Raw genomic sequence first — 15,755 nt, forward strand, 5'->3', positions numbered from 1 at the left:
GTTGTGATTTTGCAACAGCAGCGAGGAGGTCCCATGCCGGTTCGCACGCTCGCCGAGCTCACGCCGCCGATGACCGCACGGTCGGTGGCGCTGAGCCTGCTCCTCGGCATGCGCCCGGCCCGGATGTCGGCGCGCGAGATCACCCGCACCGGGGAGCTGTTCGGCGTCGCGCCGTCGACCATGCGCGCCGCGCTGTCGCGGATGGTGGCGGCGGGCGACCTGGTCACGAAGGACTCGATGTACCTGCTCGGGGCCAGGCACCTGGAGCGGCAGGCCCTGCAGGAGGCGCTGGTCAACCCGCGGCGGGTCCCGTTCGACGGCCGCTGGGACCAGGTGGTCGTCGTGGTGTCCGGCCGCGATGCCGGGGCGCGCGGCGTGCTGCGCACCACCCTCGCCGACCATCGGTACGCCGAACTGCGGGAAGGGGTGTGGATGCGTCCGGCCAACCTGACCGGGCACGACCTGCCGCGGCTCGACGAGGTGCACCGGTTCGCCGCGGTCCCCGAGGATCCCGGCGCCCTGGTCGCGCAACTGTGGGACCTCGACGCCTGGTCCGTCGAGGCCGGGCTCATCCTCGGCGCCCTGAGGGTGCCGGAGCAGTCCCAGGAGCGGTTCATGGCCGCGGCCGCGGCCGTGCGGCACCTGCGCACCGACCCGGCGCTGCCCGATGAACTGCTCCCCGAGAACTGGCCCGCCGACGAATTGCGTTGGGCCTACGACGATTACCGCGCTCAGTTCGCCGAGCTGGCCATGCGCGAGGAAGTGAGGGGCAAGCCGTGAAGACACACGAGGTGACCAACCAGGTTCCGCCGCTGGTGGATTACGACACCGCCGGGCACCCGCTGTTCGACGAGATCCTGACCGCCGCGGGCGCCGCCGACGCTCTTGCCGAGGTCCACGAGGTCGGCACGCTGGCCGGCAGCGCGTACGCCAAGGAACTGGGGGAGCGCGCCGAGGCGCACCCGCCGATCCTGCGCACGCACGACCGCTACGGAAACCGGGTCGATCGGGTCGACTACGACCCGGCCTATCACGACCTGATGCGGCACGCGATCGGGTTCGGTCTGCACGGCGCACCGTGGCGCGACAAGCGCGACAACGCACACCTGATCCGGGCCGCGAAGTTCACCGCCTGGCAGGTGACCGACGCCGGACACGGCTGTCCCATCTCGATGACCTACGCCGCCGTCCCGGCGCTGCGGGCGGACGAGAAGCTGTCATCCGAGTTCGAGCCGCTGCTCGCCAACGATCAGTACGACCCGTCCGTCGCCCCGACCGCGCTCAAGCGCGGCCTGATCGCCGGCATGTCGATGACCGAGAAGCAGGGCGGCTCGGACGTGCGGGCCAACACCACCACCGCCACCCCGCACCGGGACGGCAGCTACCGGATCGTCGGGCACAAGTGGTTCACCTCGGCGCCGATGTCGGACATCCTGCTCACCCTCGCGCAGGCGCCGGGCGGGCTGACCTGCTTCGTGCTGCCGCGGGTGCTGCCGGACGGCAGCATGAACACCATTGCGCTGCAACGACTCAAGGACAAGCTGGGCAACAGGTCCAACGCCAGCAGCGAGGTCGAGTACGACAACGCGATCGGGTGGCGGCTCGGCGAGGAGGGGCGTGGGGTCCGGACCATCATCGAGATGGTCAACATGACCCGCCTGGACTGCACGCTCGGCGCCGCGGCGCTGATGCGTGAGGCGGTGGGGCAGGCCGCCCACCACGCCGCGCATCGCAGCGCGTTCGGCGGCCTGCTGATCGACAAGCCGTTGATGCGCAACGTGATCGCCGACCTCGCCGTCGAGGCGGAGGCGTCCACCACGGTCGCGCTGTGGCTGGCCACGCAGACCGATGCCGCACTCCGGGGCGACGAGCGTGCCGCACTGCTGCGCCGCCTCGGCCTGGCGGTGTCGAAGTACTACGTCTGCAAGCGCGGGCCGGGCCACGCCGCGGAGGCGTTGGAATGCCTGGGCGGCAACGGTTTCATCGAGGAGTCCGGGATGCCGCGGCTCTACCGCGAGGCCCCGCTCGGGTCGATCTGGGAGGGCAGCGGCAATGTCGCCGCCCTGGACACCCTGCGCGCCCTGGCCAAGCAGCCCGAGGTCCTCAGGGTGTTCTTCGACGAGCTCGACGCCGCGGCCGGTGCGGACCCCCGATACGACGCCTACGTCGCCGCGCTGAAGGCGCAGTTCACCGATCTCGACGACCTCGAGTACCGCTCCCGCGTCGTGGTCGGCCGGCTGGCGCTGGCGCTGCAGGGCTCGCTGCTGGTGCGGTCGGGCAATCCGGCGGTCGCCGATGCCTTCCTCGCCACCCGCCTCGCCGGCGACTGGGGCACGGTCTACGGCACCCTGCCCACCGGCCTCGACCTCGCGCCGATCATCGAGCGCGTCGTCCCCACCCCCGCGTAGCCCACAGCTGCGCGCCGCCCAGCGCGTGAAAAGGGCCCCGCACCACACGGTGCGGGGCCCTTCTCGGTCAGGCGAGGGGCGTCACAGGCCGATGGACTCGGCGAGCATCGGCCACGACTCGTGCAGGTCGTCCTGCCAGTAGCCCCAGGAGTGGGTGCCCGCGGGGCGGAAGTCGAAGGTCGCCGGGATGTCCAGCTGGCCAAGCCTGCCCTGGAGGTTGTGGGTGCACTGGTTGACCGCGGCCTCGATCATGCCGCCGACGATCACCTGGTTGGCCAGCGTGTCGACCCTGCCGTTGACGGCGGGGTTCGCCAGGTTGTCGTGGTCGCCGGGCAGGCCGCTCGACGAGGAGACGAACAGCTTGATCCCGCGCAGCTTCTCGGCGTTGACGACCGGGTCGTTCTCGGCCCAGCCGGGGCCGTCGTACGGGCCCCACATGTTGGTGGCCTCGGCGCCGCCGCGGGACTCGACGACCGTGCGGACGTAGAACTTGCCCGCGTCGGTGCTGGTCTCCGCGCAGCCGCTGTAGGCACCGACGCTCTTGTACAGCTGCGGGGCCGCGATCGCGAGGTTGAGCACCGAGGTACCCGCCATCGAGATGCCTGCGATGGAGTTGACGCCGGTCGTGCCGAAAGCGGTGTCGATGATCGGCGGCAGTTCCTTGGTCAGGAAGGTCTGCCACTTGTTGCGACCCAGCGTCGGGTCGTCCTGCTGCCAGTCGGTGTAGTAGCTGAAGGCACCGCCGATCGGGGTGACCACGTTGACGTTCTTGTCGGCGAAGAAGCTCATCACGTCGGTCTGCTTCTGCCAGGTGGCGCGGTCCTCGCCGCCGCCCGCGCCGTTGAGCAGGTACAGGGTCGGGCGGGGCGCGCTGGTGTCGGCGGGGGTGATCACCTCGACCGGGATCACCTCGTCCATCGCCGCCGAGTACACGTACGCGGTCACCTTGCGGTCGGAGTTCTTCTCGATCCGCTCGAGCTTCGATCCGGACTCCGACTGCGCGGTGGCCGGCGCCGCGGGCGCGAGGGCGGGGCTCACCAGCATCGGCAACACGGTGAGCGCGATCGCCGCCGCGACGAGGCGGCCGCGGCGGGATGTCTGAGGACGCATGCGAGAAACCTTCACTGTTGATTCGTCGGTTCACCGAACCCGGTCGTTACGCGATTCGGGTAAATCGGACGTCGTTCATCTGGCCACGTCGGACGGGGCCATCTTCATTTTTACCCGAGGGGTCAGGTCGCCAGCCACCGCGCCGAGTGAATCCCCAGGTAGGGCGGATCTCGGGGTGATTCTCGGCCGGCTACCGATGGGTAACCAGACCATGGCGGGACAGCGAATCGCCGCGGGTCTACCCTGGGCAATCGTGACCTCACACTATGACGTCGTTGTTCTCGGGGCCGGTCCCGGTGGGTACGTCGCTGCTATCCGCGCGGCACAACTCGGACTGAAAACCGCCATCATCGAAGAGAAGTACTGGGGCGGTGTCTGCCTGAATGTGGGCTGCATCCCCTCCAAGGCGCTGCTCCGCAACGCGGAACTCGCCCACATCTTCCACAACGAGGCCAAGACCTTTGGCATCTCTGGAGATGTGAGCTTCGACTTCGGGGCCGCCTTCACGCGGAGCCGCTCGGTCGCGGACGGCCGCGTCAAGGGCGTGCACTTCCTGATGAAGAAGAACAAGATCACCGAGTACGACGGTCGCGGCACCTTCACCGACGCCAAGACCATCTCGGTGGCCAAGTCCGACGGGACCGCCGAGACCGTCACGTTCGACAACGTCATCATCGCGACCGGCACCACCACCCGGATGCTGCCCGGCACCGCAGTCAGCGCGAACGTGGTGACCTACGAGGAGCAGATCCTCACCAGCGAGCTGCCCGGCTCGATCCTCATCGTCGGCGCGGGCGCGATCGGCATGGAGTTCGCCTACGTCCTGCACAACTACGGCGTGAAGGTGACGATCGTCGAGTTCCTCGACCGCGCACTGCCGATGGAGGACGCGGACGTCTCCAAGGAGATCGCGAAGCGCTACAAGAAGTACGGCATCGAGATCAAGACCTCGACCGGCGTGCAGTCGGTCACCGACAACGGCGCGGCGGGCGTCACCGTCACCATGGCCAAGAACGGCAGCGACGAGGTCGAGACCGTCGTCGTGGACAAGGTACTGCAGGCGATCGGCTTCGCGCCGAACGTCACCGGCTACGGCCTCGAGAGCACCGGTGTGGCGCTCACCGACCGCGGCGCCATCGCCATCGACGAGCGGATGCGCACCAACGTGCCCGGCATCTACGCCATCGGTGACGTCACCGCGAAGCTGCAGCTCGCCCACGTCGCCGAGGCGCAGGGTGTGGTCGCGGCCGAGACGATCGGCAACGCCGAGACCCTCGAGCTGGGCGACTACCGGATGATGCCGCGCGCCACGTTCTGCCAGCCGCAGGTGGCCAGCTTCGGGCTCACCGAGGAGCAGGCCAAGGCGGAGGGGTACGACATCAAGGTCGCGACCTTCCCGTTCACCGCCAACGGCAAGGCCCACGGCCTGGCCGACCCGAACGGCTTCGTCAAGCTCATCGCGGACACCAAGTACGGCGAGCTGCTCGGCGGCCACCTGATCGGTCCGGACGTGTCCGAGCTGCTGCCCGAGCTGACCCTCGCCCAGAAGTGGGACCTGACGGTCAACGAGCTCGCGCGCAACGTGCACACGCACCCGACGCTGAGCGAGGCCCTGCAGGAGGCCATCCACGGCCTCGCGGGACACATGATCAACTTCTGACCCCAGCTCCGACCCAAAGGGGGCGTCCGGCCGTGTGCCGGACGCCCCCTTTGTCGTTTCGACCGGAGCCGCGTCAGCGGGAGTCGTAGTGCGCCTGTGCCTCGGTGATCGTCGGCATCCGGGTTTCGACAAGGTGGATCAGGCTGGTCAGCTGCGCCGCGACCTCGGCGCCGAGGTCGGTGAGGCTGTACTCGACCTTCGGGGGGATGGTCCCGAGGACGTCACGGAGCACCAGGCCGTCCCGCTCGAGCGCCTGCAGCGTCTGGGAGAGCATCCGCTCGCTGACCCCGTCCACGCGTCGCCGCAACGCGCTGAAGCGGAACGGGCCCTCGGCCAGGGCCGCCAGGGCGAGCGTTCCCCACCGTCCGGTGATGTCCTGGAGAACCGGGCGCGAGGTGCAGCCACGGGCGAACACGTCGGATTCCAGGCTCGGGTCCGCATCGGCCGGGCGCGGCAGGTCGGGGGCGGTCATGGACGCCAGGTTACTACCCGCCGATACCGCAGCACTAACGCCAATGGTTGCACTTACGAAAAATAAGTGCATGATGGACGCAGACGGTTTGTTTGAAGCGTCAACTCAACTGACTCGCGACACCCAGGAGTGCACATGACCATCGCCATCACCGGTGCCACCGGACACCTCGGCCGCCTCGTCGTCGAATCCCTGCTGGCGCGCGGAGCCGACGCGGGCGACCTGGTCGCAGTGGTCCGCGACCCGGCCAAGGCCGCCGACCTCGCGGCGAAGGGTGTGCAGGTCCGCGCGGCCGACTACACGGACCGGGAGGCACTCGAGAGCGCTCTTACCGGTGCCGCCAAGCTGCTGCTGATCTCGAGCAGCGAGGTCGGTCAGCGGCTACCGCAGCACACCAACGTCATCGAGGCGGCCACGACCGCGGGCGTGGCGTTCATCGCCTACACCTCCGTGCTCGACGCCGCGAACAGCGTGCTGACCCTGGCGCAGGAGCACAAGGCCACCGAGGAGGTCCTGGCCGCCTCGGGCATCGAGCACGCCCTCCTCCGCAACGGCTGGTACTGGGAGAACTACACCACCGACCTCGCGGGCACGATCGAGCGCGGGATGCTGGCCGGAGCCGCGGGCGACGGCCGGGTCGCGGCCGCCGCCAGGGCCGACTACGCCGAGGCCGCGGCCGTCGTGCTGCTCTCGGACGGCCAGGCAGGCAAGGTGTACGAGCTCGGCGGCGACGAGCGCCTGACCCTCGCCGAGCTGGCCGCGAAGATCTCCGACGCGGCAGGCAAGACCGTTGTCTACCAGGATCTCTCGGAGGACCAGTTCGGTGCCGCCCTCGAGAGCGCGGGCCTGCCCGCGGTCTACGCGGGGATGCTCGCGAACTCGGACGCAGGCATCAAGGTCGGCGCGTTGGACACCACCAGCGGCGACCTGCAGATGCTGATCGGCCGCTCGTCCACCCCGGTCGCCGAGGTGCTGAGGCGCTCCGCGCCCGTGCGCGGTTGACGAGTCCCTGGACTCGTCAACCGCGCACAGGCGGCGCAGCCGCCTAGTGCATCCCGACCGGTGCCTCGTCGGGCAGATCACCCTTCTTCGCGCGGACCAGCACGACCACCAGCGGCGTGATCACCGCGATCAGCGCGGCGGCCCAGCCGAAGACGTGCGCGTAGCCGGAGACCTCCGCGGTGAACGCGTACTCCTTGAGCGAGCCGATGAACTCCTGCACCGGGGCCGGCAGCGCCGCCAGTTCCTCCGCGGTCGGCGGCACGGCCGTGGCCAGGTCCGCCGGGATCGCGCTCGCGGGGACGCCCGCGGGCGCGGTCGGGGCGGCATTGGCGGCACTCCACGCGGACTTCGCGGAGACGTAGATCGTGGTGAACAGCGCGGTGCCGAGCGCCCCGCCGATCTGGATGGTGGCGTTGGCCAGCGCGCTCGCCGCCCCGGCATCGTGATCCTTGACGCCGATCAGCGACAGGTTCTGCATCGGCACCATCAGCAGGCCCAGGCCGAACCCGAAGGTCGCCAGGCCAGGGAAGACGTGCGTCCAGTAGGAGGTCTCCACCCCGATCTGCGTCAGCAGCGTCAGCCCGATCGCCGCGATCAGCGGCCCGGCGATCATCAGCGGCTTCGGCCCGATCTTGGTGCTCAGGTTGGCCGAGATGCCCGCGGCCATCACGATGAAGATCGCCATCGGCAGCGAGCCGAAGCCGGCGGCCACCGGGCTGAAGCCGAGCACGATCTGCAGGTAGAAGGTCAGGTACAGGGTGCCGCCGAGCAGCGCGGAGCCCACCAGCATCGAGCCGATGAACGCGGCGCCGCGGTCGCGGTGCCACGGCACCGACAGCGGCAGCAACGGGTTCTTCGAGCGCTTCTCGACCAGCACGAAGGCCGCAAGCGCGGCCAACCCGAGCCCGATGAACCCGACGGTCTGGGTGGAGGCCCAGCCGTGCTTCTCCGCCTGGGTGAAGCCGTAGACCAGGGAGCCGAGGCCGATCGCGATGAGCACGGTGCCGGGGATGTCGTAGCTGGTGTCGCCGTGTGCCTTGGTCTCCCGGACGATCGGCGCGGTGACGGCGATCGCGAAGATCGCGACGGGGATGTTCACCAGCAGGCACCAGCGCCAGTCGACGTACTGGGTGAGGAAGCCGCCGAGCAGCAGGCCGATGGCGGCGCCGCCGCCGGAGATCGCACCGAACACGGCGAAGGCCTTGGCGCGTTCCTTCTCTCCGACGAAGGTGGTGGTGAGGATGGCAAGCGCGGCCGGGGCGAGCAGCGCCGCGAACACGCCCTGCAGGGCGCGGGCGGTGAACAGCTGCATGCCGTTCTGGGCGAAGCCGCCGATCGCGGACGCGATCGCGAAGCCGGCCATGCCGACCATGAACGAGCGCTTGCGCCCCCAGTAGTCGGCGACGCGGCCGCCGAGCAGCAGCAGCGCGCCGAACGCGAGTGCGTACGCCGTGACCACCCACTGGCGGTCGGAGTCGCTGATGCCCAGCTCGACCTGGGCGTCGGGCAGCGCGATCGAGACGATGGTGCCGTCGAGGACCACGGTGAGCTGCGCGAGAGCGACGATGCACAGCACCAGCCAGCGCCGTTCGTGGTTCGGGTTCTCGCTGATCGCGGATCCCGCGACCTCGTCGCTGAGGTCCCGTGTGCCAGTGGACATGCTGAATTCCTGCCGTCAGGAGGCGCGGACTCGCGTCACGGCCCAAGAGGCCGGACGCTACCGACGGGCGCAACCGACGGTCAATCAAAACGGCTGGTCGGGTTGGCATCGTCACATCGGGGCCGTCCCGGCTTGCCCTGGGCGCGCGCGTGTGAACACTGCGGGCCTACCGCCGGAAAGTGTCCCGGTCGACTCGCAGGGTGCTGATGACGGTGGCCAGCATGTCGTACCGCTCGACCAGCAGCACGAACTCGATCATTCCGCGCTCGTCGAAGTGCTCGGCCAGCGCGGACCAGGTGTCGTCGTCGAGGTCCTTGGTCTCGATCAGCGCGTCCACCGCGGTCAGGATCGCCCGGTGCCGCTCGCTCCAGCCCGGGGCCGACGGTCCGGCCAGCACCCGCTCGAGCAACTCGGGGGTCACCCCGGCCCGGCGTCCGAGCCTGATGTGGTGGTCCATCTCGTACTCGGACTCCCGCAGGTGCGCGACCCGCAGGATGATCAGCTCGGTCTCGTGCCGGGAGATCCGGCCGCCGGGCAACAGCCCGGAGTAGAAGTGCAGCCAGCCGCGGAAGGTCCCCTTGGTGCGCCCGAGGGTGCTGAACAGCTGCGCGTCCCTTGTGCCCCCGCCGACCGACAGCCCGCGCCACAGCACCCAGTTGATCGGGCCCAGCTCGCGCAGCCGGCCCGGGGTGGTCCGCGCGCTCACCGGGCGCTGTCCGAGAGACGGAGCGGCAGTTCGGGCTGCGCGGTGGTGTACCTGGTGTGCTCGGTCCGCGCGATGGCCAGCGCCTGCGCCATGTGCGGCTGCGGCCGGAGCTCGACGATCCGCTGCGCCGCCATCCGGCAATGCAGCAGCCCGCCGACCCAGCCCGGTGCGTAGATCCGCTTGCGGCGCCGCGCGATTCCCTTCTCGAAGGCGGTGATCGCGACCTCGAGCGGGGACATCGCGGTGAACATGCCCGACCACTTGATCTTGTCCGCGGCCGCCGTGTCGAAGCCGATCGAGATCATGTCGGTGTCGATCTCACCCAGGTACCCGACGCCGACTCGGGTGCCGAGGTGACGCATCTCCACCCGCAGGGTGTTGCCGAGCGCCTCCGCCGCGGCCGCCGTCGCGCTGTACGCACCGAGCAGGGGGAGCTGCGCCCCGACGGCTCCGGAGGTGATGATCAGCGCGTACCCGTCGCGGTGTCCGATGTGTTCGCCCGCCGCGCGCAGGGTGTAGTAGGTGCCCATCAGGTTGACGTCGACGATGCGCTGCATGACGGCCGGGTCGCCGCCGAGCATCGGCAGCTGCGCCCCGACACCGGCGTTGGCGATCACCACGTCGAGCCCGCCCAGTTCGTCGACGATCCCGGCGACGGCCGCGTCGACCTGGGTGTGGTCGCGCACGTCGCAGTAGCGCCATGGCGCGTTCCCGCACGCCGTCGCCACCTGCTCGAGCAGTTCACGCTCGAGTCCCAGCAAGCCGACCTTCGCGCCGTGGGCGTGCAGCCGCTTGGCGAGGGCGGCCCCGATGCTCCTGGCCGCGCCGGTGATCAGGACGCGGCGCCCAGCCAGCCCCTCCTCGAGACTTCTTGCCATCGCGTTCCACACCCTCTGTGTCCTTACTCAACGGTAGTAAAAACGCTACACCGGACGTCCCCGCGAGCGGCGGACATTCGCGGTCCGGCCGGCCCCGCGAGTGTGCAGTTATCGGGGCATCGCCCGGGAGCGGGCGACGGTGGGTGCACACTCGGCGGACGGCTACTCGCGGATCGCGCGCGCCATCGCGGAGCTGGCCACCGCCTGGCCGGTGCGCTCGACGACCAGGTCCCTGGACCGGAGCAGGTGCAGGTGCAGCTCCCCGGCCGCGGGCCCCAGGTCCCCGGCGAGCAGGCCGCGCACGATCTTCAGGTGCGAGTCGATGGTGGCGCGGACGCGTTCCGGGGTCCACGGGTCCAGCCGGCGCACCGGGCGCAGCTTGCTGTGCACGGAGTCGAGCGCCTCGCTCAGCGCGTGATTGCCCGAGGCTCGCAGCAGCGCGGTGTGGAAGGCCTCGTCGCTCGCGATGAAGTCCGGGCCGGGCGTCGGTGGCTCCGCCCGCATCCGGATCCAGCGCTCGAGCTCGGCGCGCAGTATGTCCTGCGCGTGTTCGAGCCTGCGATCCTCGATGACCCGGTCGATGCCCCTCAGCTCGACGGTCATCCGGAGCTCGTACAGGCCGTGCAGGTCCTCGAACCTCGGCCGGTACGGGAACAGCCCGCCGTCCTCGCGGGCGACGAGCTCCTCCGAGAGCAACCGGGCCAGGGCCTCCCGCACGGGGGTGCGGGAGACGCCGTACAGCTCGGCGAGGCGCTCCTCGCCCAGGCGGTCGAGCGGGCTGAACCGCCCACAGACCAGGTCATCGCGGAGCGCCCGGTACACCTGCTCTCCCAGGTGTGAATGTTCCTGACGCGCCCGCGATCTCGCGGCCATGGTCAGATGGCCATCGCCGCGCGGACAGCGGACTCCGCGCCGGGCGAACGAACGCCGCGGCCGCCTTCGCCGGTCGAGGTGATCCGTCCGGATTCGAGCACGTAGTAGCTCTGCGCCGCCTGCAGGGCGAAGCCGATGTGCTGTTCCACCAGCAGCACGCCGAGACCGCCGCGGCCGGTGAGTTCGACGATGGTGCTCTCGATCTCGGCGACCACCGACGGCTGGATGCCCTCGGTCGGCTCGTCCAGGATGAGCATCCGGGGCTCGGTGATCAGGGCGCGGGCGATCGCGAGCTGCTGGCGCTGGCCGCCGGAGAGCAGCCCGGCCCGCCGGGTGAGCAGCCCCTTGAGGGCGGGGAACAGGTCGAGCGACTCGTCGATCAGCGACCGTCCCCGCTTGCGCCCGTCGGCCACGACCTGCAGGTTCTCCGCCGTGGTGAGCTGCCCGAAGGACTGCTGTCCCTGCGGCACATAGGCCAGGCCGCGGGCCACCCTTGCGCTGGGGCGCAGCTTGCTGACGTCCTCGCCGTCGAACAGCACCTGGCCCGAGTTGATCTTCAGCAGCCCGACCGCGGCCCGGAGCAGGGTGGTCTTGCCTGCCCCGTTGTGTCCCATCACCGCGGCCACCCCGTCTGCAGGCACCTCGACGGTCACGCCGTGGATCACCTCGGTGCGCCCGTAGCCGGCGCGAACGTCCCTCAGCTCAAGCATTCTCGGTCTCCTTCGTGGCGGTGGGCTCGGGCTCGGCGGCGGAGGCGGTGCCGAGGTAGACCTGCTGGACCTTCGGGTCGGCCTGGACCTCCTCCACCGTGCCCTCGGCGAGGACCTTGCCCGCGTGCAGCACGGTGACGGAGGTGGCGAACGCGCGCATGAAGTCCATGTCGTGCTCGACGACGACGACCGTTCGCTCACCACCGATGCGCCGCAAAAGGTTTCCGGTCTCTTCGCGTTCGTCGTGACTCATGCCCGCGACCGGTTCGTCGAGCAGCAGCACGTCGGCGTTCTGCACCAGGAGCATGCCGATCTCGAGCCACTGCTTCTGCCCGTGCGCGAGGATGCCTGCCGGCTTGTCGCGCAGGTGGCCGAGGCCGGTGATCTCGAGCGCCTCCTCGATCTGCGGGCTGACGGAGCCGCGGCGACGGAGCAGCGTCAGCGCGGAGCGACCCGCACCGGCCGCGATGTCGAGGTTCTGCAGGACGCTGAGCTGCTCGAAAACGCTTGCCGTCTGGAAGGTTCGGCCGACGCCGAGCCGAGCGATCTTGTGTACCTTCTTGCCGATCAGTTCCACGCCCGACTTGGCGACCGAGCCGGTCGCGGGCACCAGGCCGGTGATCGCGTCGACCAGGGTGGTCTTGCCCGCGCCGTTGGGGCCGATGAGGAAGCGCAGGTCGCCCTGCATCAGGGTCAGGTCAACCCCGTCGACGGCGGTGAACCCGTCGAACGTCACCCTCAGGTCCCGGACCTCGAGGTACTGGCTGGACATTCCGGCGTTGCCGCCGAACACGGGAGCTGTCGCGTTGGTCATCGGGCCACCTCGAGTTCGGGAAGGGCGTCGGGGGTCTCGTCACGGGGGGCGTCGGCGCGCGGCTTTCGGCGCCGGATCAGCTCGATCAGTCCGGCAACGCCCGCGGGGAAGAAGCCGACCACCACGATGAACAGCAGCCCCTGGGCGTAGATCCAGCCGGAGGGGAAGTTCTCGGACAGGGTGGACTGCGCCCACGCGACGCCGATGGCGCCGAGCACCGGACCGAGCAGGGTGGCGCGGCCGCCGATCGCGACGCCGATGAGGAACGCGATCGAGGGGACGATGCCGACGTCGGCGGGGGAGATGATGCCGACGATGGGGACGAACAGGGCCCCGGCGATGCCGGCGAAGAAGGCCGCGACCACGTACGCGACGACCTTGATGTTCGCAGGGTCGTAGCCGAGGAACCGGACCCGCTCCTCCTGATCCCGGACCGCGACCAGCAGTTCGCCGTAGCGGCTGTACATCAGCTGTCGGGTCAGCGCGACGACCAGGAGCAGCACACCGGCGGCGATGAAGAACAACATCCGCTTGTTCGCGGGGTCGTTGAGGTTGAAGCCGAAGAAGGTACGGAACCTGTTGAGCCCGTTGCTGCCTCCGATCGATTGCTGGCCGACCAGCAGGATCGCGAAGGCGGCCGCGAGCGCCTGCGACAGGATGGCGAAGTAGGCGCCCTTGACCCGGCGCTTGAACACGCCGAGGCCGAGCACGAAGGCGACCAGTGCGGGCACCACGAGGATCGCGAGGATGGTGACGAACGGCGAGGTGAACGGCGTCCAGTAGCCGGGCAGCTCGCCGATCCCGGCGATCTGCATGAAGTCGGGCACGTCGTTGCCCTTGAGCTCGGCGTCCGCGATCTTGAGGTGCATGGCCATCATGTAGGCGCCGAGCCCGAAGAAGACGCCCTGGCCGAGGGTGAGCATTCCGCCTCGGCCCCAGGCCAATCCGATCCCGACGGCGACGATGGCGAAGCAGAGGAACTTGCCGAGCAGGTTCAGACGGAAGTCGCTGAGCACAGCCGGTGCGAGGCCGAACAGCACCAGGGCGGCGAGACCGAATCCGGCCAGCGGCCGCCAGCGGGTGAGCATGCCGGTCATACGAGACTCCTTGTCTTCACGGCGAACAGGCCCTGCGGGCGCACCTGGAGGAAGACGACGATGATCACGAACAGGATGACCTTCGCGATCGAGGCGGTCGTCGAGTACTCGATGTAGGAGTTGAGGATGCCGAGGGCAAACGCCGCGATCACCGCGCCCTTGATCTGTCCGAGGCCGCCGACCACCACAACCAGGAACGCGTCGATGAGGTAGTACTGGCCGACCGTGGAGCTGGTCGAGCCGATCAGGGTCAGCGCCACACCGGCGACGCCCGCCAGGCCCGAGCCGATGAAGAAGGTGGTGATATCGGTTCTGCGGCTGGAGATCCCGCTGGTTTCGGCGAGGTCGCGGTTCTGCACGACGGCCCGGATCCGCCGCCCCATCGGGGTGGTCTTGAGCGCGACGGAGAGCACCGCGACGCAGACGATGGCGAGCACCAGGATGAAGATGCGGGTCTTCGGGATGACGGCGCCGAGGATGTCGACACCGCCGGACAGCCAATCCGGGGCGACCACGTTGACCGCCGGTGCCCCGAAGATGTCGCGGGCGAGCTGCTGCAGGATCAGGCCGACGCCGAACGTCACCAGCAGGGTGTCGAGCGGGCGGTGGTACATCCGCTGCACGAGGGTCACCTCGAGCAGCACCCCCATGGCCCCTCCGACGAAGAAGCCGACGAGCAGAGAGATCAGCAGGGACGACCCCGCCGTCGAGAACACCTGTTGCACAACGTAGGCGGTGTACGACCCGGCCATGATGAACTCGCCGTGCGCCATGTTGATGACGCCCATCTGGCCAAAGGTCAGCGACAGTCCCAGCGCTGCCAGCAGCAGGATCGACCCGATACTCAGGCCGGTGAACAACTGTCCGATCACGACATCCATGTCGAATGCCCGTCCTCTCTACTCTCTGTCGTCGGCTACTCGGGTCGGCTACTTGCTGGCCAGGCTCTCGGCCCAGGAGTAGCTGGTCAGGTACGGGTCGGGCTCGATCGGGCTGCCCGAGTCCCAGACCGTGTAGATGAGGCCGTCGGGCCGGATCTCTCCGATGCGGGCGGTCTTGGTGATGTGGTGGTTGTCGCCGTCGATCGTCACGAGCCCCTCGGGCGCGTTGAAAGTGACTCCGTCAGCGGCGTTCTGGATGTCCTCGACGGCGAAGGAGTTGGCCTTCTCCGCGGTGTTCTTCCACAGGTAGACGGAGGTGTAGGCCGCCTCCATCGGGTCCGAGGTGGGCTTGGTGGCGCCGTACTTGGCCTTGTAGGCGTCGACGAACTTCTTGTTCTCCGGGCTGTCGATGGTCTGGTAGTAGTTCCAGGCGGTGAGCTGGCCCGCGATGTTCTGGGCACCGATGCCTGCCACCTCCTCCTCGGCGATGGAGACCGAGACGACGGGCATGTCGGCGGCCTTGAGGCCGGCGTTGGTGTACTCGCGGAAGAAAGCGACGTTGGAGTCACCGTTGAGCGTGTTGAACACGGCGTCGGCGTCCGCGGACCGGACCTTGTTGACGATGGTGGAGAAGTCGGTGGAGCCGAGCGGCGTGTAGTCCTCGCCCTTGATCTCGATGCCGTTGGCGGCTGCGTAGGCCTTGATCTCGCGGTTCGCGGTCTGCGGGAACACGTAGTCGCTACCGACGAGGTAGAGCGATTTCACGCCCTTTTCCTTCAGATAGTCCAGGGCCGGGATGATCTGCTGGTTGGTGGTGGCGCCGGTGTAGAAGATGTTCTTGGAGTCCTCGAGGCCCTCGTACTGGACGGGGTAGTAGAGGAGCGAGTTCTTGTCCTCGAACACGGGCAGCATGGCCTTGCGGCTGGAGGAGGTCCAGCCACCGAAAACCGCTGCGACACAGTCGCTGCTGATCAGCTTCTCGGCCTTCTCCGCGAAGACCGTCGGCTCGGAGGCGCCGTCCTCGGCGACGATCTCGATCTTCTTGCCCAGCACGCCACCGGAGTTGTTGATCTCCTCGACGGCGAGCGCGATGGAGTCACGGACGGTGACCTCCGAGATCGCCATGGTGCCGGACAGCGAATTCAGCGAGCCCACCTTGATGGTGTCACCGGAGGTGTTCACGCAGGATTCGGTGGTGCCGGACGCGGCGGTCTCGTCGCCCGCCTTGCTGCCGCACGCGCTGAGCACCAGGCCGACCGCGGCCAGGGCCGCCGGGGCAACGAGGGCGCGCTTGGAGATCGTGGTCCTACGAGAAACGGACATGTACAGCCTTTCCTTCGTCGGGGAGGCGGCCGCCCGGACAGCGCGCGCCGCACACCGAACACGCCCTGTATCCGCGATGCGTATACAAGGCTGTATTCGTGTGAGCGCAGACGATATGGGCGCGTTGTTGCGCCTGAATGTCACTGCGTGACTTGTTTGTG

The 15,755-nt window shown here is 69.0% G+C and carries 15 protein-coding genes; 4 read left to right on the forward strand and 11 right to left on the reverse strand.

What is annotated here, in order from left to right; genetic code table 11:
• Positions 1-33: 33 nt before the first annotated feature.
• Together FCG67_RS07240 and FCG67_RS07245 are read left to right on the forward strand one after the other, a co-directional pair.
• Positions 34-780, forward strand: a complete 747-nt coding sequence (locus tag FCG67_RS07240; RefSeq protein ID WP_246044915.1) for a PaaX family transcriptional regulator C-terminal domain-containing protein — start codon at positions 34-36, stop codon at positions 778-780.
• Positions 777-2,408, forward strand: a complete 1,632-nt coding sequence (locus tag FCG67_RS07245) for an acyl-CoA dehydrogenase family protein (protein WP_136908512.1) — start codon at positions 777-779, stop codon at positions 2,406-2,408. Before FCG67_RS07240 ends, FCG67_RS07245 begins: the two co-directional genes overlap by 4 nt.
• A gap of 81 nt (positions 2,409-2,489) precedes the next feature.
• Here the strand turns inward: FCG67_RS07245 and FCG67_RS07250 are convergent, their stop codons facing one another.
• Positions 2,490-3,518, reverse strand: coding sequence for an alpha/beta hydrolase (locus FCG67_RS07250; RefSeq protein ID WP_136908514.1), 1,029 nt, complete (start codon positions 3,516-3,518; stop codon positions 2,490-2,492).
• 253 nt (positions 3,519-3,771) lie between these two features.
• Here FCG67_RS07250 and lpdA point away from each other — a divergent pair, with 253 nt between their 5' ends.
• Entirely contained in the window at positions 3,772-5,178 is a 1,407-nt protein-coding gene (gene lpdA / locus FCG67_RS07255; protein ID WP_136908515.1) for a dihydrolipoyl dehydrogenase, read from the forward strand.
• 73 nt (positions 5,179-5,251) lie between these two features.
• On the opposite strand, the gene FCG67_RS07260 is transcribed toward lpdA, so the two are convergent.
• A complete protein-coding gene (locus tag FCG67_RS07260; RefSeq protein WP_136908517.1) occupies positions 5,252-5,650 on the reverse strand; it encodes a winged helix-turn-helix transcriptional regulator in 399 nt (132 codons plus the stop codon).
• A gap of 135 nt (positions 5,651-5,785) precedes the next feature.
• Between FCG67_RS07260 and FCG67_RS07265 the strand changes: the two genes are divergently transcribed.
• The gene (locus FCG67_RS07265) at positions 5,786-6,652 is read left to right on the forward strand and encodes an SDR family oxidoreductase (protein ID WP_136908519.1); all 867 of its coding nucleotides are present in this window, start codon (positions 5,786-5,788) and stop codon (positions 6,650-6,652) included.
• A gap of 43 nt (positions 6,653-6,695) precedes the next feature.
• On the opposite strand, the gene FCG67_RS07270 is transcribed toward FCG67_RS07265, so the two are convergent.
• The 9 genes from FCG67_RS07270 to urtA all read right to left on the reverse strand — a co-directional run bounded on the left by FCG67_RS07270 (position 6,696) and on the right by urtA (position 15,594).
• Positions 6,696-8,312 (reverse strand): MFS transporter, encoded by a 1,617-nt coding sequence (locus FCG67_RS07270; RefSeq protein WP_136908521.1) that lies wholly within the window; start codon positions 8,310-8,312, stop codon positions 6,696-6,698.
• 166 nt (positions 8,313-8,478) lie between these two features.
• Entirely contained in the window at positions 8,479-9,018 is a 540-nt protein-coding gene (locus FCG67_RS07275; RefSeq protein WP_136908523.1) for a carboxymuconolactone decarboxylase family protein, read from the reverse strand.
• Complete coding sequence (locus FCG67_RS07280; protein WP_097210342.1) at positions 9,015-9,896, reverse strand: SDR family NAD(P)-dependent oxidoreductase; 882 nt, start codon at positions 9,894-9,896, stop codon at positions 9,015-9,017. The genes FCG67_RS07275 and FCG67_RS07280 overlap by 4 nt, the downstream gene beginning before the upstream one ends.
• Positions 9,897-10,058: 162 nt before the next feature.
• Positions 10,059-10,769, reverse strand: coding sequence for a GntR family transcriptional regulator (locus FCG67_RS07285; RefSeq protein ID WP_136908525.1), 711 nt, complete (start codon positions 10,767-10,769; stop codon positions 10,059-10,061).
• 2 nt (positions 10,770-10,771) lie between these two features.
• Positions 10,772-11,479: an urea ABC transporter ATP-binding subunit UrtE gene (urtE, locus tag FCG67_RS07290; RefSeq protein WP_136908527.1), complete on the reverse strand. Its 708-nt coding sequence runs from the start codon at positions 11,477-11,479 to the stop codon at positions 10,772-10,774.
• Positions 11,472-12,293, reverse strand: a complete 822-nt coding sequence (urtD, locus tag FCG67_RS07295) for an urea ABC transporter ATP-binding protein UrtD (RefSeq protein ID WP_097210189.1) — start codon at positions 12,291-12,293, stop codon at positions 11,472-11,474. The genes urtE and urtD overlap by 8 nt, the downstream gene beginning before the upstream one ends.
• Complete coding sequence (gene urtC, locus FCG67_RS07300; RefSeq protein ID WP_136908529.1) at positions 12,290-13,390, reverse strand: urea ABC transporter permease subunit UrtC; 1,101 nt, start codon at positions 13,388-13,390, stop codon at positions 12,290-12,292. The genes urtD and urtC overlap by 4 nt, the downstream gene beginning before the upstream one ends.
• Entirely contained in the window at positions 13,387-14,271 is an 885-nt protein-coding gene (gene urtB / locus FCG67_RS07305; protein WP_136908531.1) for an urea ABC transporter permease subunit UrtB, read from the reverse strand. The genes urtC and urtB overlap by 4 nt, the downstream gene beginning before the upstream one ends.
• Positions 14,272-14,319: 48 nt before the next feature.
• Positions 14,320-15,594 carry an urea ABC transporter substrate-binding protein gene (urtA, locus tag FCG67_RS07310; protein ID WP_136908533.1) on the reverse strand — a complete coding sequence of 425 codons (1,275 nt, stop codon included), beginning with the start codon at positions 15,592-15,594 and terminating at the stop codon, positions 14,320-14,322.
• Positions 15,595-15,755: the final 161 nt, after the last annotated feature.

The organism is Rhodococcus oryzae, assembly GCF_005049235.1.
In the GTDB taxonomy this organism is placed as follows: Bacteria; Actinomycetota; Actinomycetes; order Mycobacteriales; family Mycobacteriaceae; genus Rhodococcus_G; species Rhodococcus_G oryzae.

Coding starts and splice junctions, on each gene's coding strand:
- urtC (WP_136908529.1), bottom strand. CDS start 13,390: ATGACCGGCATGCTCACCCGCTGGCGGCCGCTGGCCGGATTCGGTCTC.
- FCG67_RS07280 (WP_097210342.1), bottom strand. CDS start 9,896: ATGGCAAGAAGTCTCGAGGAGGGGCTGGCTGGGCGCCGCGTCCTGATC.
- FCG67_RS07270 (WP_136908521.1), bottom strand. CDS start 8,312: ATGTCCACTGGCACACGGGACCTCAGCGACGAGGTCGCGGGATCCGCG.
- urtB (WP_136908531.1), bottom strand. CDS start 14,271: ATGGATGTCGTGATCGGACAGTTGTTCACCGGCCTGAGTATCGGGTCG.
- FCG67_RS07260 (WP_136908517.1), bottom strand. CDS start 5,650: ATGACCGCCCCCGACCTGCCGCGCCCGGCCGATGCGGACCCGAGCCTG.
- FCG67_RS07250 (WP_136908514.1), bottom strand. CDS start 3,518: ATGCGTCCTCAGACATCCCGCCGCGGCCGCCTCGTCGCGGCGGCGATC.
- urtE (WP_136908527.1), bottom strand. CDS start 11,479: ATGCTTGAGCTGAGGGACGTTCGCGCCGGCTACGGGCGCACCGAGGTG.
- FCG67_RS07285 (WP_136908525.1), bottom strand. CDS start 10,769: ATGGCCGCGAGATCGCGGGCGCGTCAGGAACATTCACACCTGGGAGAG.
- FCG67_RS07240 (WP_246044915.1), top strand. CDS start 34: ATGCCGGTTCGCACGCTCGCCGAGCTCACGCCGCCGATGACCGCACGG.
- urtD (WP_097210189.1), bottom strand. CDS start 12,293: ATGACCAACGCGACAGCTCCCGTGTTCGGCGGCAACGCCGGAATGTCC.
- FCG67_RS07265 (WP_136908519.1), top strand. CDS start 5,786: ATGACCATCGCCATCACCGGTGCCACCGGACACCTCGGCCGCCTCGTC.
- urtA (WP_136908533.1), bottom strand. CDS start 15,594: ATGTCCGTTTCTCGTAGGACCACGATCTCCAAGCGCGCCCTCGTTGCC.